The organism is Massilia sp. BAP21, assembly GCF_057801335.1.
The window spans coordinates 3,865,238-3,889,691 of record NZ_CM173596.1; the positions used below are offsets into that span (position 1 = coordinate 3,865,238).

24 protein-coding genes and 1 pseudogene are annotated in these 24,454 nt (G+C 55.0%); 21 read left to right on the plus strand and 4 right to left on the minus strand.

Annotated features, from left to right (window positions below; genetic code table 11):
* Positions 1-59 precede the first annotated feature (59 nt).
* The 15 genes from glyA to ACWYRN_RS17105 all read left to right on the plus strand — a co-directional run bounded on the left by glyA (position 60) and on the right by ACWYRN_RS17105 (position 13,432).
* Positions 60-1,307, plus strand: a complete 1,248-nt coding sequence (gene glyA, locus ACWYRN_RS17035; RefSeq protein WP_488688756.1) for a serine hydroxymethyltransferase — start codon at positions 60-62, stop codon at positions 1,305-1,307.
* A 108-nt stretch (positions 1,308-1,415) separates the two neighbouring features.
* A complete protein-coding gene (gene nrdR, locus ACWYRN_RS17040) occupies positions 1,416-1,874 on the plus strand; it encodes a transcriptional regulator NrdR (protein ID WP_229439362.1) in 459 nt (152 codons plus the stop codon).
* 139 nt (positions 1,875-2,013) lie between these two features.
* The gene (gene pilV / locus ACWYRN_RS17045) at positions 2,014-2,565 is read left to right on the plus strand and encodes a type IV pilus modification protein PilV (protein WP_229439361.1); all 552 of its coding nucleotides are present in this window, start codon (positions 2,014-2,016) and stop codon (positions 2,563-2,565) included.
* Positions 2,562-3,509, plus strand: a complete 948-nt coding sequence (locus ACWYRN_RS17050) for a PilW family protein (protein ID WP_488688757.1) — start codon at positions 2,562-2,564, stop codon at positions 3,507-3,509. The genes pilV and ACWYRN_RS17050 overlap by 4 nt, the downstream gene beginning before the upstream one ends.
* Positions 3,510-3,516: 7 nt before the next feature.
* A complete protein-coding gene (locus tag ACWYRN_RS17055) occupies positions 3,517-4,152 on the plus strand; it encodes a pilus assembly PilX family protein (RefSeq protein WP_488688758.1) in 636 nt (211 codons plus the stop codon).
* Positions 4,153-4,181: 29 nt separating this feature from the next.
* A complete protein-coding gene (locus tag ACWYRN_RS17060) occupies positions 4,182-4,622 on the plus strand; it encodes a type IV pilin protein (RefSeq protein WP_488688759.1) in 441 nt (146 codons plus the stop codon).
* Positions 4,619-5,176, plus strand: coding sequence for a GspH/FimT family pseudopilin (locus ACWYRN_RS17065; protein ID WP_488688760.1), 558 nt, complete (start codon positions 4,619-4,621; stop codon positions 5,174-5,176). The genes ACWYRN_RS17060 and ACWYRN_RS17065 overlap by 4 nt, the downstream gene beginning before the upstream one ends.
* A 46-nt stretch (positions 5,177-5,222) precedes the next feature.
* A complete protein-coding gene (ribD, locus tag ACWYRN_RS17070; protein ID WP_488692834.1) occupies positions 5,223-6,326 on the plus strand; it encodes a bifunctional diaminohydroxyphosphoribosylaminopyrimidine deaminase/5-amino-6-(5-phosphoribosylamino)uracil reductase RibD in 1,104 nt (367 codons plus the stop codon).
* 13 nt (positions 6,327-6,339) lie between these two features.
* Positions 6,340-6,978 (plus strand): riboflavin synthase, encoded by a 639-nt coding sequence (locus ACWYRN_RS17075; RefSeq protein WP_488688761.1) that lies wholly within the window; start codon positions 6,340-6,342, stop codon positions 6,976-6,978.
* 91 nt (positions 6,979-7,069) lie between these two features.
* Positions 7,070-8,329: a tyrosine-type recombinase/integrase gene (locus ACWYRN_RS17080; RefSeq protein WP_488688762.1), complete on the plus strand. Its 1,260-nt coding sequence runs from the start codon at positions 7,070-7,072 to the stop codon at positions 8,327-8,329.
* 74 nt (positions 8,330-8,403) lie between these two features.
* The gene (locus ACWYRN_RS17085; protein WP_488692835.1) at positions 8,404-8,874 is read left to right on the plus strand and encodes a helix-turn-helix transcriptional regulator; all 471 of its coding nucleotides are present in this window, start codon (positions 8,404-8,406) and stop codon (positions 8,872-8,874) included.
* 372 nt (positions 8,875-9,246) lie between these two features.
* The gene (locus tag ACWYRN_RS17090) at positions 9,247-10,434 is read left to right on the plus strand and encodes a hypothetical protein (RefSeq protein WP_488688763.1); all 1,188 of its coding nucleotides are present in this window, start codon (positions 9,247-9,249) and stop codon (positions 10,432-10,434) included.
* A 244-nt stretch (positions 10,435-10,678) separates the two neighbouring features.
* Positions 10,679-11,626 (plus strand): PD-(D/E)XK nuclease domain-containing protein, encoded by a 948-nt coding sequence (locus tag ACWYRN_RS17095; RefSeq protein WP_488688764.1) that lies wholly within the window; start codon positions 10,679-10,681, stop codon positions 11,624-11,626.
* Positions 11,623-12,765 (plus strand): hypothetical protein, encoded by a 1,143-nt coding sequence (locus ACWYRN_RS17100; RefSeq protein ID WP_488688765.1) that lies wholly within the window; start codon positions 11,623-11,625, stop codon positions 12,763-12,765. The genes ACWYRN_RS17095 and ACWYRN_RS17100 overlap by 4 nt, the downstream gene beginning before the upstream one ends.
* Complete coding sequence (locus ACWYRN_RS17105) at positions 12,752-13,432, plus strand: hypothetical protein (protein ID WP_488688766.1); 681 nt, start codon at positions 12,752-12,754, stop codon at positions 13,430-13,432. The genes ACWYRN_RS17100 and ACWYRN_RS17105 overlap by 14 nt, the downstream gene beginning before the upstream one ends.
* A 449-nt stretch (positions 13,433-13,881) precedes the next feature.
* Here the strand turns inward: ACWYRN_RS17105 and ACWYRN_RS17110 are convergent, their stop codons facing one another.
* Positions 13,882-14,916, minus strand: coding sequence for a hypothetical protein (locus tag ACWYRN_RS17110; RefSeq protein ID WP_488688767.1), 1,035 nt, complete (start codon positions 14,914-14,916; stop codon positions 13,882-13,884).
* Between the two features lie 133 nt (positions 14,917-15,049).
* Here ACWYRN_RS17110 and ACWYRN_RS17115 point away from each other — a divergent pair, with 133 nt between their 5' ends.
* From ACWYRN_RS17115 to ACWYRN_RS17140, 6 genes and pseudogenes are all read left to right on the plus strand, one after another.
* A complete protein-coding gene (locus ACWYRN_RS17115; RefSeq protein WP_488688768.1) occupies positions 15,050-15,400 on the plus strand; it encodes a hypothetical protein in 351 nt (116 codons plus the stop codon).
* A gap of 442 nt (positions 15,401-15,842) precedes the next feature.
* Positions 15,843-16,799, plus strand: coding sequence for a reverse transcriptase domain-containing protein (locus tag ACWYRN_RS17120; protein ID WP_488688769.1), 957 nt, complete (start codon positions 15,843-15,845; stop codon positions 16,797-16,799).
* Positions 16,796-18,133, plus strand: a complete 1,338-nt coding sequence (locus ACWYRN_RS17125) for an AAA family ATPase (RefSeq protein ID WP_488688770.1) — start codon at positions 16,796-16,798, stop codon at positions 18,131-18,133. The genes ACWYRN_RS17120 and ACWYRN_RS17125 overlap by 4 nt, the downstream gene beginning before the upstream one ends.
* Before the next feature lie 125 nt (positions 18,134-18,258).
* Positions 18,259-19,566: an AAA family ATPase gene (locus ACWYRN_RS17130; protein ID WP_488688771.1), complete on the plus strand. Its 1,308-nt coding sequence runs from the start codon at positions 18,259-18,261 to the stop codon at positions 19,564-19,566.
* Between the two features lie 112 nt (positions 19,567-19,678).
* Positions 19,679-19,741: pseudogene (locus ACWYRN_RS17135) on the plus strand (hypothetical protein); the annotation flags it as partial.
* Between the two features lie 69 nt (positions 19,742-19,810).
* A complete protein-coding gene (locus ACWYRN_RS17140) occupies positions 19,811-20,278 on the plus strand; it encodes a hypothetical protein (protein WP_488692896.1) in 468 nt (155 codons plus the stop codon).
* Between the two features lie 297 nt (positions 20,279-20,575).
* Here the strand turns inward: ACWYRN_RS17140 and ACWYRN_RS17145 are convergent, their stop codons facing one another.
* The 3 genes from ACWYRN_RS17145 to ACWYRN_RS17155 all read right to left on the minus strand — a co-directional run bounded on the left by ACWYRN_RS17145 (position 20,576) and on the right by ACWYRN_RS17155 (position 24,291).
* Positions 20,576-21,535, minus strand: coding sequence for a site-specific integrase (locus ACWYRN_RS17145; RefSeq protein ID WP_488688772.1), 960 nt, complete (start codon positions 21,533-21,535; stop codon positions 20,576-20,578).
* A gap of 523 nt (positions 21,536-22,058) precedes the next feature.
* Positions 22,059-22,487, minus strand: coding sequence for a hypothetical protein (locus tag ACWYRN_RS17150; RefSeq protein WP_488688773.1), 429 nt, complete (start codon positions 22,485-22,487; stop codon positions 22,059-22,061).
* 550 nt (positions 22,488-23,037) lie between these two features.
* Positions 23,038-24,291 carry a nuclease-related domain-containing protein gene (locus ACWYRN_RS17155; RefSeq protein ID WP_488688774.1) on the minus strand — a complete coding sequence of 418 codons (1,254 nt, stop codon included), beginning with the start codon at positions 24,289-24,291 and terminating at the stop codon, positions 23,038-23,040.
* Between the last annotated feature and the right edge of the window lie 163 nt (positions 24,292-24,454).

A 24,454-nucleotide genomic window follows, 5' to 3' on the forward strand; every position in this document is an offset into this window, starting at 1 on the left:
GGCTTCCTGCCGATCCGGCTCTGCCCTGTCTGGTTCTCTTATCGATTGGAGTTTTGTTCATGTTTGCAAAAGATCACACGCTGGCCAATGTTGACCCGGAACTGTGGGATGCGATTCAGAAGGAAAACACCCGTCAGCAAGATCACATCGAGCTGATCGCGTCGGAAAACTACACCTCGCCGGCCGTGATGCAGGCGCAGGGTTCGCAGCTGACCAACAAGTACGCCGAAGGCTATCCGGGCAAGCGCTACTACGGCGGCTGCGAATACGTCGACGTTGCCGAGCAGCTGGCAATCGACCGCGTCAAGCAACTGTTCGGCGCGGAAGCCGCCAACGTCCAGCCGAACTCGGGTTCGCAGGCCAACCAGGGCGTGTTCTTCGCCATGCTGAAACCGGGCGACACCATCATGGGCATGTCGCTGGCCGAAGGCGGCCACCTGACCCACGGCATGGCGCTGAACATGTCGGGTAAATGGTTCAACGTCATTTCCTACGGCCTGACCGAGCAGGAAGACATCGACTACGAGGCCATGGAACGCCTGGCGCGCGAGCACAAGCCGAAGATGATCATCGCCGGCGCCTCGGCCTTCGCCCTGCGCATCGACTTCGAGCGCTTCGCCCGCATCGCCAAGGAAGTCGGCGCCTACTTCATGGTCGACATGGCCCACTACGCCGGCCTGATCGCCGCAGGCGAGTACCCGAACCCGGTGCCGCACGCCGACTTCGTTACTTCGACCACGCACAAGTCGCTGCGCGGCCCGCGCGGCGGCATCATCCTGATGAAGGCCGAGCACGAAAAGGCGATCAACTCGGCGATCTTCCCTGGCATCCAGGGCGGCCCGCTGATGCACGTGATTGCCGGCAAGGCAGTCGCCTTCAAGGAAGCGCTGTCGCCGGAGTTCAAGGCTTACCAGCAGCAGGTCGTGAAGAACGCCAAGGCCCTGGCCGACGCCCTGATCGAGCGCGGCCTGCGCATCGTGTCGGGCCGTACCGAGTCGCACGTGATGCTGGTCGATCTGCGCGCGAAAGGCCTGACCGGCAAGGAAGCCGAAGCGATCCTGGGCCAGGCGCACATGACATGCAACAAGAACGGCATTCCGAACGACCCGCAGAAACCGTTCGTGACCTCGGGCATCCGCCTGGGCAGCCCGGCCTTCACCACCCGCGGCTTCAAGGAAGAAGACGCGGCGAAAGTGGGCCACCTGATCGCCGACGTGCTGGACAACCCGCACGACGCCGCCACCATCGAGCGCGTGAAGGCCGAAGTCAAGGTCCTGACCGACAAGTACCCGGTGTACGCAGCGTAATCGTCACGACGCTGCAAACGTAGTAGAGTTCAGGAACGGCGCCGGAAGCATGGCGCCGTTCCTTGCATCACCCCGCACCATCCGCATCATCAGCACCATCGGCGCCCCATGAAATGTCCGTTCTGCCAGCATGAAGATACCCAGGTCCTCGATACGCGCGTATCCGAGGAAGGCGACGCCATCCGCCGCCGCCGCCGCTGCGTGCAATGCGACAAGCGCTTCACCACCTATGAACGCATCGAACTGTCGATGCCGATCATCGTCAAGAAAAACGGCAGCCGCACCGAATTTGCCTCCAGCAAGCTGCGCGGCAGCCTGATGCTGGCCCTGCGCAAGCGCCCGGTCTCGGCCGAAGCCATCGACGCCGCCGTCGCCTCGATCGAGGAAAAACTGCTCACCAGCGGCCGCCGCGAAGTCGATACCGGCTATGTCGGCGAACTGGTCATGCAGGAACTCAAGCGGCTCGACGAGATCGCTTACATCCGCTTTGCCTCCGTCTATAAAGACTTCAAGGACCTCGCCGAGTTCCAGCAGGCGCTTGCCGAAGTCGGGCATCCGCGCAAATAAATCCGCGGTTCTACGCGACCCTGGCACACACAAGTTTGGCAAGCGCGCACGCTTGAGCGGCCGCATGGGTGCACCTTAGCTCGCTGATAACTTCACAGCTCGCGCGGATTTCCCGCGCCTTGAACCTGTGGAGGTGGCCGTGCAACGCTGTGGTGCCAAGGGTTTTACGCTGGTCGAAGTACTGGTCGCGATGTTCATTTTGGCCGTCGGCGCCATCGGTGCGGCGGCCACGCAATCGACCGTGGCGCGCCTGCGCGAACAGGCTGCGCTCGAATCCGAAGCCGTGCAGCTGGCGGCCTCGCTGTCGGCGCGCATGCTGGCCAATCCGGCGCAGATGGCGCTGCCCGACGCGGCCAACCCCTACCTCCAGCTCGACTACGACGCCGACGACGGCGACCCGGACGCCGCGCCCGTGCAGTGTTTCGATGGCGCCGACTGCGACCCTGCCAGCCTGGCCCGCTTCGACCTGTATGAAACGGCGCGCCTCGTGCAGCGTGCTTTCCCGGGTGGCCGTATCGCGGTCTGCCGCGATGCCGCCGTGTGGAATCCGGCCTTGCAGGCGCCCGACTGGGAGTGCGTCAGTTCGGCGCAAGCTCCGATCGTCATCAAGCTCGGCTGGCGCCTGCACGCGCGCCAGGGGCAGCCGGCGAGCGGCGCGCAGGCCTTTGTCACGATGGCGGTGCCGGGATGAAGGCCGCGGTCCGTCAATGTGGCATGACGCTGGTCGAGCTGCTGGTGGCGCTGTCGCTCGGTCTCGGCGTGCTGCTGGCCGGTTCCACCTTGCTGCTTGGCGCGAACGCGGCGTATGCCGGCCATGCCGATGCGGCTGCCATCGACGACAACGGCCGCTATGCGCTCGAAGTCATCGGGCGCGCCGTGCGCCAGGGCGCCTTTGCCGATTGGGAGCGCCTGGGCGCCGCCGGGCCGGCCCCCGCTGCGCCGGCTCCGCTGCTGGGTCTCGACGATCGCTCGATCGGCAAGGCCAGCTTCGGCATCGACAGTCCGTTTCCTGCCAGCGTCAACCATAGCGACGTGCTGGCGGTGCGCTACGGCGGCGCCGGGGCGGGGCCGGATGGCGACGGCAGCGTGCTCAACTGCGCGGGCTTTCCGGTGCACGAAGCCGAGGACGGCTGGAGCATCTTCTATGTGGCGCGCAACGGCGACGGCCAGGATGAACTGCGCTGCAAGTACCGCGGCACGACGAGCTGGGGCGCGGATGCGGTGGTGGCCGGCGTCGATGGTTTCCAGGTCCTGTACGGCATCGACACCGACACGCCGCGCGACGGCATCGCCAACCGTTTCGTGAACGCCAGCGCGCTGAACGCGCTCGATGCGGCGCTGGCGCCGAGCGGCGCCACGCCCGCCGACCTGGAAGCGGACCGGAATGCCAAAACCTGGTGGAAGCGGGTGACGAATGTGAAGGTGGCCTTGCTGCTGCATGGCGAGCGGCCATCGACAGTGGCGGCCCCGGCTGGCTACGACTTGTTCGGGCAGGCGTACAGCGATGCGCACGCGGCGGGCGACCCGGGTGTGCGCCTGACACAGGCCGAGCTCGCTAGCGGCGAGGGTGCACCCAGGCAACCGCTGCGAAGGCTATTCACTGCCGTGTATGCAACCGGCGCCGCCGTCCCTTGAGACCGCAATGGATACCCTTCGAAAAGAACGCGAGCGCGGCGCGGCGCTGGTCACGGTCCTGTTCCTGATGCTGGCCGTTCTGATGATGTCCGTTTCCAGCACACGGGCGTCGCTGGCCGCCGTCAAGTCGGCACGCCATGAGCGCGACCGCCATATTGCCCACCAGTCGGCGCAGGTGGCGCTGTTCGACGCCGAGCGCGATATCGCCGGCGCGGCAGGTCCGGCCTCGCCGCGTACTGCGATCTTCGTCGCGGCAAACGCTTCCGCTTTCATCGCCGCCTGTGCCGGCAGCGCCGAACATGCGGGCCTGTGCCGACTCGTTCCGGCGCCGGGCATTCCATCGTGGCAGGCGGTCGATCTCGCCGGCGCAGCGTCGGTCGAATACGGCCGCTTCACCGGCGCCGCGATGCCGACCGGCCTTGGCCTGCTGCCGGCCCGGCCGCCGCGCTACATCGTCGAACTGCTGGACTACCCGGCGGCCGATCCGGTCTACCGCATCACCGCCATCGGCTTCGGCGCCAGCGAGGCCACGCGCGTGGTCCTGCAGGGCCACTACCGCCGCGCCAGCGCCACCGCGCCCGCGCGGCGCCTGGGCTGGCGCGAGGTCGCCAACTGGCCTGAGCTGCACGCCGCCACGCTCTGACATCCACCCTCAAGCGAAGGAGAACGACGATGTGCCGCAGTCCCGGCTTTACCCTGATCGAAACGATGGTCGTGCTGCTGATCCTGGCTATCCTGGCGGCGATCGCCTATCCCGGCTATGCCGAGCACCTGGCGACGATGCGCCGCATCGAAGGGCAGGTGGCGCTGATCGACGCCATGCAGCAGCAGGAACGCCACCATGCGCTGCACCATAGCTATGTCGCGTTCTCGGCGGCGGCGCCGGTCGAGGGCCAGCGCTGGTGGTCGGGCAACCACGCGCCGGAGAGCGCCTACGAACTCGAGGCGCGCGCCTGCCCGGACAGTGCGCTGCGCGATTGCGTCGAGATCGTCGCCACGCCGGGCACGCCGAACGTCGACGCCAGCTACCGCGACAGCGCATGCGGCACGCTCAGCATGCGCAGCACGGGCGAGCAGGGCGCCAGCGGCACCTCGTCACGCTGCTGGCCATGAGCACACAGCCACAGCGCGGCATGACGCTGCCCGAACTCATCATCGTCACCGCCATCGCGGCGACCCTGCTCGCCGTCGGCCTGCCCAACCTGCAGGCGCTGGTGCACGCCCAGCAGGTGCGCAGCGCCACCAACGATCTGTTCGGCGCCATCAACCTGGCGCGTGCCCAGGCCATTGCGCGCAACGAGCGCGTGAAGATGGTGCCGCGCGACCCCGAGGGCACCCAGTGGGCGCGCGGCTGGACCGTGTTCGCCGACCGCGACGGCGATGGCGAACCCGGTCCGCCGGACGACATCATCGCCGTGCACGGGCCGCTGCCGAGCGGCGTGGCGTCGGTCTTTGCCTTCACCAGTCCTGCAGCGCCGTATTACATCGCCTACAATGGCGCCGGGCGCAGTTGCAGCGATACCAGCAGCGCGTCGGCGCGCTGGGGCACGCTGTCGCTGTTCTACGGCAGTGCGATCCGGCGTATTAAAATCAACATGCTGGGCCGCGCCCGCGTCTGCGATCCGCAGCGCGACGCCAACTGCGAAGGCGCCGAGGCGCCTTCCTGAACCAACCACATTGAACACAGTGCAAATCAAGAGCGATACCGAAGGCATGGCGCTGGCCCTGGAATGGGCCGCAAAGGGCATGTATATCACCGCGCCGAACCCGCGCATCGGCTGCGTGATCGTCAAGGATGGGGACGTGATTGGCGCCGGCCATACCCAGCCGGCCGGCCAGGCCCATGCCGAGATCCAGGCCCTGCGCGACGCCGCCGCCCGCGGCAACGACGTGCGCGGCGCCACTGCCTACGTCACGCTGGAGCCCTGCAGCCACTATGGCCGCACGCCGCCCTGCTCGAAGGCGCTGGTAGAGGCCGGGCTGGGGCGCGTGGTGGCGGCGATGGGCGACCCGAACCCGCTGGTGGCCGGGCGCGGCATGGCCCAGTTGGAAGCGGCCGGCATCGCGGTGGCGATGGGCGAACTGGCGAGCGAAGCCCACGAACTGAACATCGGCTTCTTCAAGCGCATGCGCCAGGGCCTGCCCTGGGTGCGCCTGAAGACGGCGGCCAGCCTGGACGGCTTCACGGCGCTGGAGAATGGCGAAAGCCAGTGGATCACCGGGCCCGAGGCGCGCGCCGACGGCCATGCCTGGCGCGCCCGCGCCTGCGTCATCCTGACCGGCATCGGCACGGTGAAGGCGGACGATCCGCAACTGACGGTGCGCGGGATCGACATGGATGTGGTCAATGCACGCCAGCCGCGCCGCGTGATCGTCGACAGCCGCCTCGAGATCGACCTGAATGCACGCATCCTGCAGGGCGCGCCGTGCTGGATCGTGGTTGCAGTCGACGATGGCGACAAGGCGAAGCAGCTGCGTGATGCTGGCCATGAAATCATCGTGCTGCCCAACGCTTCCGGCAAGGTCGATTTGCCGGCCCTGATGCGCGAACTGGGCCGGCGCGAGATCAACGAGGTCCATGTCGAAGCCGGCTCGAAATTGAACGCCTCGCTGGTGCGTGAAGGCTGCGTCGACGAGCTGCTGGTCTACCTGGCGCCGAGCCTGATCGGCGCCGGGCAGGGCATGTTCGCGCTGCCTCCACTGGCCCGGCTGGCCGATAAACACGCACTGCGCTTTCACGGCGTGAGCCAGGTCGGCGCCGACCTGCGCATCCTGGCCCGCTTCGAACAACAAGAACAACCCCTAGAATCAACCTGAGGAATCAAGCCGTATGTTTACTGGAATCGTCGCCGCTGTCGGCAACATCACTTCGGTCTCGCCGCTGGCGGGTGGACATGACGCGGGCGTGCGCCTGGATATCGACGCCGGCAGCCTGCCGCTGGGCGACGTCATCCTGGGCGACTCGATCGCCATCAACGGCGCCTGCATGACCGTGGTCGCCAAGACCGATAACAGCTTCGCCGTCGACGTCTCGCGCGAAAGCCTGAACAAGACCGCGGGCCTGGACGCCGCCGGCGAAGTCAACCTGGAAAAGGCCCTGACCCTGGCCGAGCGCCTGGGCGGCCACCTGGTGTCGGGCCACGTCGACGGCCTGGGCACGGTGCACAGCTTCGCGCCGGTGGGCGAATCGCACGAGCTGGTGATCGATGCGCCGCAGGAACTGGCCAAGTTCCTGGCCTACAAGGGCTCGGTGGTGGTGAACGGCGTGTCGCTGACCGTCAACCGCGTGGAAGACCTGGAAGCGAACGGCGCCAAGGTGTGCCGCTTCTCGATCAACCTGATCCCGCACACCATCGAGGTCACGACCCTGAAGCACCTGCGCGCAGGCAGCAAGGTCAACCTCGAGATCGACCTGATCGCGCGCTACGTCGAGCGCATGCTAGGAGCATCTAATACCGTCTCGCGCTGAATAAAAACGTATAAAATTCAAGGGTTTGCATTCCTGCTGGACAGCTTTAGACAGATTGATCTATTGAAAGCTCGACGGTATGATTGACGGTATGAACACGTCAATTAAAGCAAATACCGTCAAGCTGACGGACCGAAGCGTCAAGGCTATTCGAGTTGTCGAGAGGGCGCAGAAATTCGCCGATGAGAAGGGGTTGTACCTGTACGTCACCCCTACGGGCTTGAAATCGTGGCGCTATGATTACCGTTCAAACGGGAAGCGGGTTACTGTTACTTTCGGAAGGTATCCAGACGTTTCCCTTGCGACCGCGCGCAGGAAGCACCTTGATGCGCGTGCGGCACTGGCAAACGGAACAGATCCGGCGCAACAAAAGAAGATGCAGAAGCTCGAGCGGCGTAATGCTCTTAGCAACACGTTCGATGATGTGGCTACAGCCTGGTTTGCTGGAAAAGAGGCGCGTCGTTCAGCGGTATGGAGGGAGACCCATAGCCTTTACATGCGCCGAGACCTCTCGCCATACATTGGGCGGCTGCCATTGAGCGAAATTTCGAGCGAGACGCTTCTCGCCGTGCTCGAAGGCGCGCGCGCGCGGTCGGGCGCAAAAACCGCTGACCGCGTACGTCAGACTGCAGTGCAGATTTTTGACTACGGAAAGCGCAAACTGATGGTTTCCTTGAATGTCGCGCGTGGCCTTGTAGGATGGGCCGATGGCGACATGCCTGCAAAGCAGCATCGCGCGTGGCTCAAGGCTTCCGAACTCGGCGGCTTTCTTGCCGCATTGGACTGCTATCCCGGTTACCTCACCACCAAGTCGGCAGCCATTTTGCTGCTTCTGACGTTCGTACGAAAACGGGAACTCATCCACGCAAAGTGGGAAGAGTTCGATTTCGATATGAATGTTTGGACTGTCCCTGCCGAACGAATGAAAATGCCAACCGAGGAGAAGGGGCGCAGACATGGGGGGCATCAAGTGCCTTTGAGCGAACAAACCGTCCGCATGCTCCGCGAGCTCAAACCGCTGTGCTCCGGATCAGCCTACCTCTTCCCCAGTAACTCAAGCCTCGATAAGCCTATGAGTGCAAGCACCTTGAACATGATGTTCAAACGTATGGGGTACGACGGCTTGCTAACACCACATGGGATTCGGGCTACCGCCAGCACTATCCTGAACGAGAGTGGCTTTCGTGGCGATATTATCGAGCGGCAGCTCTCGCATGTGGAGCGAAACGAGGTCCGAAGAGCATACAATCATGCCGAATTTATCGATGATCGACGTACGATGATGCAGTACTGGGCTGATTACGTTGACAGCGCGCGTACAGCGAAAATGAATGGTGTGGAGGCTAAGTGACCGACGACATGTACCTCAGGATCAAGCAGGTAACTGCGGTTACTGGTCTCTCTAGGGCGACGATCTACAACATGATGGCAGCAGGAGACTTTCCGATGCGAACGGCACTCGGGGCTCGCGCTGTAGGATGGCTGTCTTCTGAAATTCAGCATTGGATGGCTGCGCGTAAGTCAGTCGAAAAGACGGGTCTTGAGGCGAACCCCGCTCGTCGTAAGATTGTTCGCAAGGCGAGCCCGGCGCCTAGCGTATCGCAGGGAGATTCGACACCAGTTGTACGGGCGGGGCCGAGTGTCAGTAAGCCAACCGAATGGTCCGATCGGGCAGACGATCCCGGGCCGACAGCTGCTGAAAAGCAAGCTATTTCGGATCGCCTTAGGCTCAACAATGCGATGAGAAAGCAGAAAGCGCAGACGGGCCCATTAGTGAAGGTCCGTAGTAGAACGTTTTCTATCATAGGTGGTCGAGCGCAGCCCGCCCCAGTTGAAGATCGTTCCGCCGCATGCTTAGGTGATCTGTCAAAGCGTTCGGCAAAGCGCAAGACATAGACCGGTTCGGTCTATGTCTACCGTTTCTCAAGGCACTTAACTGTCACGGTTAAGTATGAGCAATGTGAGCGTAGTTCATGTCAAAGCGGCTTGCGGAGGGCTCCGCCGGCCCTTCAGACGCGTTTGTGCTCAGTTTGAATGATGTGCGTCGCGTATGACTTTGCATGCTATATAAAGTGCGAAAAATCATGTGATGGTTGTCAATTTGCAGCGACGCGCGCCACCGCTACGGCACCATCAACGTACCGAACTCAAACGCTAGCTGCCGATTCACTTCCGCATGACTGCCAATATCAGATTGTCCATGCGCCTAACCAGAGGAGCTAGTACCAAAGCATCGCCTGGTTAGGTTAACGCTAACCGGAGTTCAGTATGACCGATTCGATCCGCGCCGTTCTCGACCTTACCAAGATGAGCAGACAAGCTCGCATGGACATTGATGCAACCATCGGACGCGATATTAGTCCGCAGGGCGTGGTCAAACGTCAGTATGACAAACAGTCAACGCAGAAGAGCCCACTGAGCGATGCCAAGACCTCTTGGCGGACGCGAACCGAACTAATAGACGGGGAGTTCGTCCCGACCAAGATCGAGGCCAGTCTCAACATTCCAAATGCTGTAGCTGGTCAGAATGTGGTTCACGGCACAAGCGTGTTTGCGGCAGCCGTGTCCGCGTTCTACCTTCTGAAGATCTGGATGGCTGAATCCGGCGTGCCTGGTATAGAGCTGGACAAGCTCACACTCGCCGACATACGTATTGCAGGTGTAACTCTGTCATATCCTCAGGAATGCGCTGGAATGGCAGACGCGCGCAGCTTGGTTGAAGCAGTTCGTGATGTGGGCAGAGCTCTGTACGGCGACAAATGCACCGTTCTCAGTTCAAGCAACGACACGGTCTACATTGATCGAGGCGACTATGAACTCACCATCTACAACAAGACCGATCTGTCTCATTGTGCCTTCAAAGAAGGCACGCCGATTTCGGCGTTGCGGGCACTCTCTCCAACCATCGTCCGCATTGAGGTTAAGTTAGGGGCTCGGCTCTTGCAGAAGCGTGGCCTCACCTCAGCAGAGAGTTGGCGACATGCGTACGCTGAGGAGCGGTATAAACAGCTATTCAATGAACTGGTCCGCGGGACACTCCACCTCGACGACGATCTTCGCTGCAAGGCGCCTCGCCCAGAAGTTTTCGCGAGGTTGACCGAATTGGAAACCCATATTCTTCGCGGTTACCTGAACGGACGCGACCCTAGGGCTGCTAAGACGGTGCTCACTAGCGCTCGTCCGACTAATCGCTTCTATGAACTACGCAGGGCCCTCATGAACAAGGCGCAGGTCGATATAGTCATCCCTTGGACACTTCATAAGAAGCTTAGATCTGCTGAGCTGGTTGGTCGCCTGGTCTACCGTGGGGATTTTGATCCTGCGCCCGAGAACACAGACTGGGCTTTTGCGCGATCGAGTTGGGACGCCTTGCGAAGAACTATGTATGGGCTATATGACCAAGCGCTAGCAAACGCGTCTCGCGAACCTGCAAATCTACCTTCCGCGCATCGCTAAAATTCGCTGAAGTAGGGGAGCGGGTTGCTCGCTCCAGTCGACTTCAACCAAGTGAAACGACTGTCTGACTTCCAACCAGACCGTCTAACGACAACTTTTCTTGTTGGTAATAACCTCCCGATAACAGCTATACTTGGTAGAACGCAATGGCGTTAGTCGCCTTGCGCATATCACGAGGCTTACCAAGGCTAAATCAACAGGGGGATGTTTGGAGACCGATCATACAGCTGAGCAGGCTGAAATTATGGCAAGCGAACTGTTCAGCGAATTTTTTTGGAATAAGCTTGGCCCAACTAATCATGATTGGCCATGCGAAGACCAAGACATACACCAAGTCAAGACACATCCTTGCGATGTAGTTTACTACTACGATGAGCCATACGCTGCTCGTCAAACATATATCCACTGTGATTTGAAAAGTTACGCAAAAGGTTCGATCACCTCTTCAGCGGTCAAAGCAGCGGCCGAAAGCTTGGCTAAACAAGTTGCATGCGCAGAACGAAGTGACGAATGGAGACAACTTCATACCCAAGAACACGTCACCTTTGCTGTTAGCGGTCTGCTCTTCGTTTATAACCATGACGGCGAGTACGATAAAGACTTTAACTCTACTTTGCTGGGTATCACACCGGAATCGCTGCTATTACCGAGAGGTAGTAAATTATATATTCTTGGACCAAGAGAGATATTTTGGCTCGACAACGTCCGTGACGAAATTCAGCGCATGAGAGGGAAGAAAAAGCCTGAAATTCCATCTGCGGAGTATTGCTCATACTTCCATCCGCAGTTGATGCGGCGAGCTAATTTGCAGGTGAGAAAAGCCAAAGCGGCTACTTTGGAAACGCTCACCTCTCCAATTATCATTCTGGAGCACAGGGACCCCCGTGGCTTGGATCAACGTGGCGTAGTCGTTTTCTACGGACGTAATGGCGAAACACCGGACGAGTTCATGTACTTAATAGACACACTAAGAAAGTACGATCTCTTGGACGGCCGTACCGATGTAGTTATCAAGACGTTAGATGCTTCACGAATATCCTCCCCGATGTTTCAAAAAGCGAAGTTAAAATACGTTGATGGGCTTGCTGGTGCTGCAACAGACTTGGGTGAATATGTTTTAAACATTCGCTATGAGACAATGTCGCATATTAAAACAACTTATTCCAATATCGACTTGGGAACTTGGTCATGACCTCCTTTTTGGATCACCTCAGTGCGAATGATAACGATATCTACGATTTACTGATATCCGGAAAGCAGCGTTTGACGGAGTCGGTCCTCCGGGAAATTTTGCGAGATCGCGGCATCTTCTGCTCGCCAGAGGATGAGCGGGAACAATTAGCAGACTATATTTCCGTATTGCCACATGGGTTCCACGACGTTGCTTTGATAATGCAAAAGCGAGACCCTGGACCGCGCAGAGAGAAAACAACCTCTGTAAGGCTTAACGCGCTACTCACGCCTGAGGAGATCAAAGAGGCGACCGCGGATTATGAAAGCTCATTTGGTGACAGGGAGCGCGTTACACATCGGCCTGCTAGCAACGGAAGCTATATAGTGCGAGTGGGATATGATGAGTTCAATAGAACAAAGACGCGCTTACTGCAAAAGGAAAGGCAAGAGGCGGAGATCGAATTCGTTGTGCAAGATGGACGTACTATCGCTCGACTGCCAGCGACGGAAAAAGCGCAGAGAATCATTTCAGAATTAACAGATAGAGTCGAGCGCAAACGAAAAGAACGTATTTCAGTCGACAAGATAGAACTGACTGGAATTACAACTGCGGCACTAAAATCACGATTTTTCACGCAGTTGATCTCTCAAATGCCCGGGTTAAAACTAATTAACGTGATGAGCTTAAAAGTCTCATCGGAGCGCTCTGAGGATGGGGAATACGACGATGCGTTGGATCTTGAGGATCAAGACGAAGCAGGTGCGGATGCACTAATGTTCGCTGCGGTAGTTCACAGCATGCATCTTAGCGGCCAGAACTTAGTCCAGTCCAAAGAATATAAAGAGCTCATACATCGAGGATTTTATATCACTGCGATTTCGTGGCGTGCTGAAATACAGAGTGAGCCCCCGGACATTGTGCAATTCGATGCAGCGTTTCAAGATCGCAAAGATGGGAAAGGATTTAAGTACGGAATCACGGGGGCATTCAGAGCACATAAAGGCGGGCACCGGAAGTCGATAGCGCCAATGCTTGACGCCGAAAAGGCTGCACTATTTGCCTCCTTAGAAGACACAGCGCGTAAGATCATTTCCGATCTTAAGGAGGATGCCAACAAACCGAGCGGCGTCCCAGGGGGCACTGATGGCTCGATATAGGTGGTTAAGCGCCGACTGGCCGATAACTGTCGGCACACTTGCTGCCAGAATAAAAACAAAACCATTTACCTCTGAGGTTAAGCATGGTTTTGTTATTGATCGCGTTCGAGATGACTTTTTAGAGGCGAGGTATATTGAACGCATTGAATATAAAGACTCAGTCATCGACCCGTTCGGCAAAGAATTATTTTTTGATAGAGTCGAATTTAGGAAAAGCACATTTCGGGTTTCGGCGCTACAGCCGAGCATAGAGCTATACGAGCCGCCGCGAAGCGTCCAGGCTTTGATCAATCAGTTGTCGGAACTCGTCGATTTTCAGCTTTCGGTATCTACGGATCCTGTAAACGTTCTTTCGTGGGCCGAAAAAATCCAAATTTTATCAAGGCGCAGCTCGGTGATAGATTCGGTGCAGATTAACTCGTTAGCGCTGAAAGAAAATGTCACCGCCAAAATGATTGTCAAAGGCACGATCGATGTCAGATCGTCGTATCAGGATCTAACGCAGAATCGAAAATATACGCTTGAAAAGGTCCAGTTACGATTTGATGGCTCAACTAAGGGATTTATTATACTAGGCAACACCAGCACGGCAAGCGTTGAGATAGATGATCCCAAGGGAGAAATTATTCTGGCGGTGCGATCTGCATTGGCCGAGCTAAAAACTTGAGAAGTCTGCTCACTCGAGTATTGGATAGCTCGCTTTGAGAAAACACTTTGGAGGTGGCCGAAACGATATGCATTAGCAAGAGTGACTTGCTATTATGTCGCTTCTTAAATTTCGGATAAGTTCGAATTTAACGGGTAATGTGCAAATTAACGAAAACACGCAGTTATCGCTAGTTGAAAAGTGCGAAAGCGTAGTAAGCGACGTGCAACTGCCGCATGACTCTGCATAGGCTCAAGGATACATACCCTCCCCGGGCCGATGTCCTGCATTAAAATTTATCAGAGGTAAATATCTGGTTGAAAGCCAGTATTCGGCCGGTAGGTAATTTGGCTAGAATTACTAATGCCTGCGAATAAAAAATAAAGTTCAAGCGCATTATTCGGAGCGTCGAGATATCGTCGCCGCTATAGAAATTCAATAGGATTCTGTAACCGTGCTTCAGATAAAGCCTATTCACACCCATACTCAGAACGATATTGCTCGGCGACGTCATTAATTTTTTCTAAGATCCTAAAATAGCGATCAGCAACCTTTTTATTGCGGGCTGCCTTGTCATGCTTTCCAAAAGCTTGCGCCACCTCATCGATTGCCTCTGATACGTCCTTCCCCTCGGCGTGAACGAGTTCCCAAACGCGCATCGAGCAAAGGGTTACGGCGATACTATTTTTTTGGCTTACATATATATTAGAGCGTGTCGGCTTGCCGATAAATGCCTTAGCAAGTTGATCAGTTATCTTCCAATCTGAACTAAGGCGTGCGCCATCGGAACTTGGTGAAAAATAACGGCGAGCCATTTGAAAACGAAATTTGTATTCATCAAGAGCCTCAAGGAAGTCCTCAGCACTTATGTCGTAGGTGGCGCCGAACGCAGGAGCAAATCCTTCAGAATTCATCCCGACATCGGACGGAGCAAAGAAAAACATACGTGCCGACGGATACAAAAATATCGGATAACGACGAAGTAGCTTTTCTATGATATCGGAAAGGTCCGTAGGTACGAGCTTAAGTTCTCCATTTGATGGCTCACTTAAGCAGCGAAATTCCTTACTGAAAAGCCCGCACGCTGCTTGAATGGTTGAGTCTAATTCGAAAGGACGAAGAAGCTCGGCTGCCCGTAATCTCTCCAATACCGGAAGATCTATCATTCTAAATGCATTGACATAACGATTTCGAAACTCAGCGATGTTCTGGCAAAACGCGCGTTCGATCCGATCGTCATACAGAAATTCCGCAGGCCGCTCAAACCGGAAATTGCATTGCAGAAGATCCCAGGCGCTATCGATCAAGTAGCGCTCTTCCAGTATGTCTTCCGTAAAACCTCTATCGATCCAGAAGTCTCGAATCACCCGATCGAACTGAAGGAGTTCGATGTATTCGTTGTTCCAAATAGTTTTCGCTGCGCTAGCTCTAACAAAAAACTCAGTTAGGCGGTCGATCGTATGTACGATTGCTGTAGAAATGCTGTCATCCAACGATTTTTTCATAGCGGAAACTTTGGTGCGTTCGACATCAGTGTTCGTCGGCGAAGGCGATTGTCTGTGAAACTTCTTGTCAGCAGTTCGTCATGGACGAAGTGCGCCTCGCCCTTTACATTGAATCTTTTTGAAAGGAGCTAAGATGATCTCACAAGCTAAGAGGCTTGGCACGCTAGAACCTGCCCATGACGACCTGCCACTGGTACAAGTGGCGGCTGTACCTTCGATACCTCGAAAAGAGGCGACGGGCCATGTGCTGTCGCTGCATGACGCCGAGATGAAACTTATCAATAGCGGACCATTGGGCATGAGGCGCCTCGCTTCGGCACGCGCATTTGACATACAAGAACTCCTTCCGAATCTGCCTGACCGTGATGCACAGCTCATCGGCGCTGGCTACGTGTTGTTGCGTTTGCAGGCAGCAAGCGGCAAGCTCATCGAAACAACTCGAGCAGAGGTCCAGCGCTTGGACGCACAAGAGAGAAATGTATAACGAGTGCGAAGCCATACGGCTGTATGGGACGCAGGAGTGTAACGAGCCCGCAAAACGGGGCTCGTTACCAGATTGCCACTACGTGCTAGCTCATCCACTTGTCGATTGTACACTTCAGGTCGCAGTACCGTTGAGGTGTGCTAAGGCCGAGCGATACAAATCGAAAAGGCGTAAATTTAGGCGAGCGCGACTTACCAACACTCCAGGTCAAAGCAGCATCTCCTTTTGGGTACCGCTTCCCCAGTCCCGTCCAATGTGTTAGAATTTTCTCATACCAGCGACTAGGAGGAGCTCCGGTCTAATGTCTGGTCCCTAGGGCGATTTATCTACTTACGCATGCCCGGTCGCTGGCTTACGCCCGACCGGGCGTTTCGTATGCATCCTACATACTTGCAGTTAAAATTCTTACCTGCGACCGTGAAGGAATTTCAGGAACTGCTCGATGACTCTAAGGCCGCTGCATCAGCTGTTTGATGCGATGTATCACGAAAAGTATCGGTTCGAGGAGTTCTTGGCATTGAGGCCTGAAGAACATTACAGCCCCGTTCGGTGGAAAAATCGAACCATATATAAGCCATCTCCAATTCTAAAAGAATTTCATTATTTTCTTAATGGATTTCTTCTTGAATATCTTCCGGTTGACCACTCGGTTTCGTTCGCTTATCGCAAAGGTGCAACGCTGCTTCAGGCCGTTACACCTCATGCTCATAGCCGCGCTTTCTATCAGACTGATCTCGAGCTTTTCTTCGAAAGCATTACTTCAGATCTAATTCAGGCGGTCCTTAGCCGAGCTAATACCCCTATCTCTGACCTGCCTAATTATATTGACCATATTCTCGACGTTCTAACTATCGACGGTAAGCTGCCGATCGGCTATTCCACATCCCCAATCCTGAGTAATGCTTGCTTATTCGGATTCGATCAGCGCCTGGGCGCGGTTAGTAGGGAGCGAAAATGGATATATACCCGTTATGCTGACGATATCATCCTTTCAGCGGGTCATCGCCTGGCAGTTGAAGATGCAAATGAAATAGTCGAAGGATGCCTTAAAGCCGAGCTAGGTGATGGATTCAGAATTAACTATAGCAAAACTAAAATCACTACAGTTGGAAGAAAGGTAAAGCTTCTCGGGCTTGTTATTTTGCCAACCGGCAATATTGTTGTGGATCGTGATGTTAAAAATAGGATCGAGTCTCTACTACATTTTTATGTGACAGACCGATCCCGGTTAGCGAAAATATTCGTAGAAGAAAGAAGCGAGGGGATGGAAGAGGGTCTGCAGAGACTGAGCGGGCTTATAAGTTATGTTTATTCGGCCGATCAGGCATACCTGCAAAAACTTAGAACTAAGTTTGGGAGTACCGTAATAGACAGCTTTCTCCACAGGTCTGCTCAGTGAATCACCTGCAAGTAACACTTGAGTCGATTCAGCACGTTGTCAGTCTGACGTTTGATTTGGACTTGTCGGCCCCTGGATTGGTGTGCCTAGTAGGCCGAAACGGTACCGGCAAAACCACATTAGTTCGATCACTCCGTAATCTTGCCAGTGCTGATACTTTCGTCAGGACCGCTACGCCATACGCTTTTTCAGCTGCCAGCAGAATCAACTATGTCTTGGATGAGGACACGGTTGTATTTGAATACGACGAAAAAATCCGTTCTTTAAACTGTAAGGAGATCATACCGCCTGCTCTGCGTGACCTTATCGCAGCCGAGCTACCAATGCCTCATGGTACACGTTTCAATTACTTCAAGAGCGCTAGCGAGGCGGATTTAGACATCCGTAAGGCGATAGCTCTCCGTAATCATAAATTTCCTGAAGAGCTCGTTGCTTTCCTTACCGCGATGTATGGCACTGCACGTTATTCAAGTATGGTGGAAGTGAAGGTCAAGGGAAAGAGCTACTATGCCATCGTAAAAAACGACGGGACATATATTCGCGAAGACTATCTAAGCTCTGGAGAGTATTTTCTCATAAATCTTTATCGAACCATCAAAGGAGCTGCCCGGCTCATCGTCATTGATGAAATCGACATTTCCCTCGACTCGGCAGCGCAGGCTAATTTGGCGGGATGGTTAAGAGCCTTCTGTGTTCGATATAACCGAAAGATTTTGTTCACGACACACTCACTTGCCCTGATGCGACAACTCGAGGCCAGTGAGCTGTTTTACGTTAATGAGAATAACGGCGTTGTTTCGATAAATCCAACATCCTATAGCTATGCCAAAGCTCGGCTGTTTGGATTTGCTGGGTGGGATAGATATATTCTTACCGAAGACGAGGTGCTTCTAGGCTTCATTGAAGCCTTAATAGAAACGTTTTGTCACGACTGTTTTTTTCGCTACAAGGTTATATTTGTAGGTGGAGGGACACAGGTCGTCGGACTAATGAAGCACAACGAGCGGGAACAATTCTTATCGTCCCCGGAAAAAGTTATTGCTATCCTTGACGGGGATCAAAAAAACGAGAAGTTTACCTCGCACCCGAGTGTTTATACAATTCCGATTGAGAGCGTCGAAAAGGCTATCTATGCGGACAGTCAAACGAATCTGGACTTTCCCTTTCGAGCCCAGCGCACAAATTTTACTAGCGCCAAAGATTTTCACAGTTACATTCAGCAGAAAAAGATAGCAACGCAGAAACAAATCTTCAGCTATCTAATTAGTAGAAACGACGTTGCGCTGCAGCATATAGTGGGCGTGCTTCGAAATTTCCTTACTCTTGCCTCTTAGCACTGTCCTTATTTAGATACTTACGACATTCATAACATGGAGCAAGGCTTGAAATGCCGAGCGCCTGAACTCTAAGACTCAAATCAGGAAAGCTGAATGGGTGGATATCATATGTGGTGTGGATTATGAGAATAGACAAAATTAGCATTAAGAATTTCAAAGGAATCGCAGACAGCGAGTTTTCTTTGAATAAGCGTTTCACCGTGTTTATTGGCGAGAATGCCACAGGAAAGACAACTATTCTCGATGCCCTGGCGGTGGCGTTAGGCAGTTTCTTTCTTGGTATTGAGGGCGTCAATTCACGCTGTATATATTCCGACGAAATCCGGGTTATTTCCTTGGACGGGCAACCTCGGCCTCAAAAGCCGGTGGTAATTGAAGCACACGGCGAAATTGATGGCCAAGAAATCCGCCCGTGGAAGCGCGAGATAACAAACAGAAACACGAGTTACAAAGATGCTACCTCGATCCGATCTATCGCTAGCCAAAAGCTTAAAGAAAGCAGAAAACCTAAGTCAGAGCGTGACGAGAAATCTATAGTTTTTCCGTTGATAGCTTACCTCGGCACAGGGAGACTTTGGGCCGAACATGAAAAAGTTGGTTATCAAAAGCAGGATGAGGGAGTCGTCCGCGCTTATACGAATGCGCTATCTCATAAATCTTCAGCTCGAGAATTTTTGTCTTGGTTTAAGACCCAAGAGGATACGATAAAAAAGTTCGAGAATCCACAGGATATAGCCCATTTCAAAGCGTTCAAACATGTCATCCTTTCCTTAATACCAGGGAAGCGTTGGGAAGACATGGAGTACGACTTCAAGGCTGATGGCTTGATGGGATATTTTCGGGATAAAGATGGAGTTATTTGCAAGCTGGCTTTTAACCAGCTGAGCGACGGATATCGCAATTTGATTGGGATGGCTGCGGATTTAGCATATAGATGTATTCAGTTAAATCCGCAACTATTGGAGCGAGCAGTGTGTGACACGCCCGGTGTGGTGCTAATCGATGAAATTGACCTTCACTTGCATCCGAATTGGCAAAAGTCAGTAGTTGGATTGTTAAAAGAAGCTTTTCCAAAAGTTCAGTTTGTCGCCACGACTCATTCACCTTTCATAGTTCAAAGTTTAGACTCGGATGAGCTAATTGATTTAGATCACAAAGTAGTTAATGGCGATCCAAAAGAGCTCCCTCTCAACAAGGTGGTAACTGAAGTTATGGGTGTCGACAGCATTCGGAGCGACGAATTCGAAGAACGTGTTAAAGATGCTCAGCTAAAGCTGTCGGCGATCAGTGAAGAAAAAGGCGAGTTGACGCTTGATGACTATCAGGAAATCAGCAAAGTGTTAGGTGAATCGTTGGTAGACGAAACCGACGACCCAGAATATAAGGCATTTTTACTCGAAACCCAATTTAAGAAAAATGAGACCAATTAACAAAGGGGGGTGGCCCGCGAGTAGCGGTGGGAAAAATTACGTTTTCAATGATTGGAAACGGGCAAAGCGGCATCTAACTGGCCGGACTGGAATATATTGCCACTTTTGTGAAATGCGAGTTAATAACTCTCTGGCTGTCGAGCACATAAAATCCCGTGACGATTTCCGTCGCCTGGCAAGCAACTGGAACAATTTTCTGTTGACTTGCACGTACTGCAATTCGAGGAAGAAGGCTAGCAAATTATTGATTCCGTATCGGGTAAATTATTATTGGCCTCACCTCAATAATACTTGGCTCGCTTTTTCCAGTCCAATTGTTGGTCCGAATGCTCAGCTAATCGAACCTCGGAGCACTCTTTCAAAATCTCAAGCGCAGCGGGCTAAGAACACTATTGCGCTCTACGCCTTAGATCAGCGTTCAACGTCGACAGGTGATAGCGACACTCGCCATTTGGAGCGTAAAAAGGCTACGAAGATAGCGGTCGATCGTAGAATTGAGTATTTATCTAATAAGGCAACGATTGCAGCGATCGTGGATAGTGCGCAAATCACGGGATTTATTAGCGTGTGGCTAAATGTTTTTCACGATCTTCAATCTGTTAAGATTGCGTTGCTAAATGCGCCGGATTTCAAGATTGATGCGAATTTGTATTTTGATCAAAACTATAATCTTATTCCTCGTAATCCCATGAACAAAAACGATCCTATCTAGTTTCGCCTTTCGATTGGGCTTGGAGACTAGACGCAAATGCCGGTGGCGGTGCCGTCTAATTTGCGGTGGCGGCTTGCGCGGGATCTCAAGGAGGAGGTACACAACGGTGCTGCGTTGCCCACATCTACGTGCCCGACTATATGCTCCCACAAAGGGCTTTGTGTCTAATTGACTTGCATGCCTTGCGGAGCACAAGCTTGACTGTTTGGTCTTGTGTGGATCACACAGCATGTCTTAATGTAACCGCTTTCACGAAAGCCCGGCGGTAGGTTATTGGTAAGAGGTCGTCACTTACTTTTAAAGAAGACTCGGTATTTTTCTTTTATTAGCCGGCCTGATGTATCGTGCGAGCGTCACATCTGATCTGTGGCCCGTCTGCTCGCGTATTTGATATGCCTGGAGCCCTACCGCTGCCGCTTCAGTACAGTAACCAGCCCGAAGACTGTGTCCTGCCACGTGCCTCGACGCCTCCTCGCCGCGCATCATTTTGACATACGACTTGATCAGGAGCGCGACGGTTTGCGGCGTCAGAGCTTTTGAACCTACAATGCGATCATGCCGACTCAGCCGTAAAAATACAGGCCCTGAGGCGATTCCTGATGCAATTAGCCATTCTTCCAGAGCTTTGACCGGGCAGCGTCTGCCTTGTGTGTACGGGATAAAGACAGTACGACCCAGCCCTTCTTGATCTGTTTTAGATCGGGTTATAGTTAACTCGATTCCGTTGTCGTACCTAACGATGTCTTCAGTTGTTAAGGCAACAAGCTCTGACCGTCGGAATGCACCTGCAAACCCGAGTAGCACCAGAGCTTTATCACGTGCGGCGCGCATCGGCGCTTGACGTTCGATGTGCACGACCATTTCGAGCAGATCGTCTTTCACTAGAGCGGTTACGCGTCGCTGCTTAACCCCCAGAGTGCGACGAATTCCTTGCATTGTTCGCTTAACCAACTGATCTTTCGCTGGCGAAGGCAGGTTAGCATCGATGTGCGCTCGGTGAATTGCAATCAAGCGATGCTGTAATGTTGCTACTGATAGGCTGCCCGCAAAATGTGCCAGGTATTCGGCGGTTGCTGCTGGAGTGGCTGGTATCGTGCCACCATGTTGCTTGAAGTGCCGTATGTTCACGTCATATGAGCGCGTAGTAGCGCTTGACTGCGCTGCAGCTGAAAAGTTAGCTACAAGCTGCGACGGCGCGGCCTGACGCGTTCTCTGTGTTTTGTTCGTATGCAAGTCACTGTCTGCGCGTCTCTTCATCCTCGGTACTCCGATGGAAGTAGTAACGTTGTGCGGGCTCGATTTGTGCCCGTAATGATCCAAAGCCATTTCAGCCCGACGCTGAATGATGACAGCACTCTTCTACCGATTCCAATCGCGTGACAGTTTTGCTCGGCGTCACTAATCTGTATCGTCCCAAGGTCGCCCCCTTGATTGCTGCTGAGGTAAATCGAAGCATTTGCCCCAATACGATCAAGTAGATCAAGAGCGCCATGAGTAGAGATCATGTTGCCTAAACTGAACAGTAATGTGCGCCTGTTCCGGCTTTTAGGGTGACAAACGTCCTCTTGGTTCATTTCTTCCCTTACAAGCTGCTCGTGCAATAGTCATGATCGCGCGAAGGGGCTCCGCGCGATCATTAGTTGAGACAAGTAAGGTGGCAGGTTCGCAGCCTGCTTAGACTTACTTTTTCGTAGACGTATTTCTTACTTTTTCGTAGAGGTATTTTTCATCGGATGCGCCCCGATGTACCAAGCTGGCGCCAAAAGGGAGATGTCAGTCCTCACGACTTGATTTGTACTAAGCGCAGTAGGGTCAATGATATATTCAACGATTTTGGCATCGTGACTACCTTTGGCGCGGTGGAAAACTGCATGACGTCCAACTTCCCATTCAGCGTCATAGTCGATAAGAACAATTGCCAGATCCGGTAGCTGGGATGGTTTCTCACATTCCTTCCATACCGTTGCGACCCAAGAATATTGGGCAAGGAGCCTTGCAATGAAGTCTCCGTCGAGGAAATGGAAAAAGGGCCAGTTTTTGGCAAGCTTAGTTCTTCTGCCTTTTTCCAAACGTCATCAAGCGTTGTTGACACGAGCGTCGCAATTGCGCCTAGAGCGCAGGCATGTCTGTCCTTCGTGCAAACTGGCGCAAAAGCAGGCTGGAAACCAGTGGCAGACGAGGTAACGGTAGTTGGAATAATTGCGGTCATGAGAGACTCCAGTAATTGTTGAGATATGCACTACCATGCCGCCCCTATGGGAAACGAAATGATCGCGGAGGGAGGGAGTTACGCAGATGGCAGTGCTTGGTGGCTATAGCGTTTGCGAAAATATGGCTCAGCAGCAATATTTTAACATAAAATATAGAAATTTTGATAACTTTTAACTTTGCTTAGGGCACACTTCAGAATGCAAAGTTTAGGTCAACCACGATTTGCCCTTGAGCTGAACTAACGGGACGATTTGTATGCTCGTGGGACTGAGTGTAGGCTGCAGGGTCAGCGAGCAGGATTAGGCCGACTTGTGGCTGGGTGCATAGAGACGTGGTTTAACTTAGTCGGCGCACGCGGCGCACAAGCGATTCGTCGCCGAATGTCGTCGCACTCAGCCATTTACGGTATATATGACGGTATTTGGGTTCGTTAGCTCGCGGGAGGTCGCTGTGAGGCGGGTTTTGACGCGATTGAACATAATCGCGCGCTACGTCGAGCGCATGCTGTCGGCCTCGAAGGTCTGAAGCCCTGAACCAGTCCGCAGTGCCTACTGCGGATTGGTGAAGTAGAGCGAGCTGGTGCCGCAGCCTGCGCACTCGCGGTAGAAGTGGCGACCGTCCTTGCGGATGCGTTCCTTGTGGTCGGCGCCGCCGCAGCCCACGCTGAACGGCGTATTCCCGCCGCAGCCGCCGCACTTGAAGTAGTAGCCGTATTTTCCCCAGACGATGGACAGGTCGGCGCCGCCGCAGCTGCGGCAGGCGTGCGGTTGCGCCGCCGTGTCATGGCTTGCCATTGGCGCGTCGACGGCGTGTGTGGACGCAGCGCCAGCGGCGGCGTGCGCCATCGGCCGGGCAGTGCTTCCCTGCGGCTGGATGACCACCCGCGGGCCGGCGCGTGGCGCGTCCACCGTTGCCAGCGCCGGTTCCCGCTCCATACTGGCGGAGGGTGCGGAACGTGGCGGCGCCGGCCTGGCCGGGTTCGGCTCCTGCGGCGCCGCTGCGCGGCCGGCCGGCGCCTCGGACGCCGGTGCGGCAGGGGCGGGCGGCGCCGGGTCGGCCCTGGACGGTGCCGGCGCGGCCTGCATCAACGCGTCGCGCTGCACGCCGAAGCGCGCCATGTAGTCCGAGGTCGAGGGCCGGTGCAGCGCCACCAGCTTCTTCGCGATGTCGCCGATCGAGTCCGACACCGTGTTCTTCAGCAGGCCGCTGAGCACCGTCAGCACCGGCGCGCCTTCCAGCGACTTGTGCAGCCTTTCCATGAACTGGTCGGCCTTGACCACCTGCGAGGTGTCGAACTTGCGCGGCCGGTCGATGCGCGCTTCGGGCGCCACCAGCACCAGGGTCTCGATCGGCGATTCGCCCAGGCCCAGCGTTTCCAGCACCTTGCGCAGCACCAGGGCATGGCGCTCGTTCTGGGCCAGCGGCGAAGGCATGCCTTCGTAGGTCTTCTTCCAGTCGTTCCAGCGCAGGAATTCGCCCTGCTCGGTGATCTTCACGCCGTGCGCGAAGTGCTTGGTCTCGAGGATGTAGATGCGGCGCGTGCGGTGGATCAGCAGGTGGTCGATCTGGGCCACGCGGCCGTCGTCGAGCACCAGGCGCAGGTCGTGCACGACGGCGGTGCGGGTCGAATCCTTCAGGTGGAAGTCGATCAGGTAGGCCGACTCGCGCTCGCCCTTCACGCCGGCGCGCATGATGCGCAGCTCGCGCTCGATCAGCGCCTTCTTGTCCGCGCCGGCCAGGCTCAGCATCTTCTCGAGGATGGCGAGGACCGGTTCCTTGTTGTCGGTGTCTTTGTAGATCATGCTTGTCTCCTGCTCGGTTTACCCGGGAAGTGTAGCGTTGGGGCAAGAAGTCATCATGATATTTTCTTTCCTCAAGGCAAAATAATGCGATCTGCATAAGAATTGTTGCGCGGCGAACTCAGGAGATGTCGCGTAGACTGCGCCAAATCAAACAACGACGAGC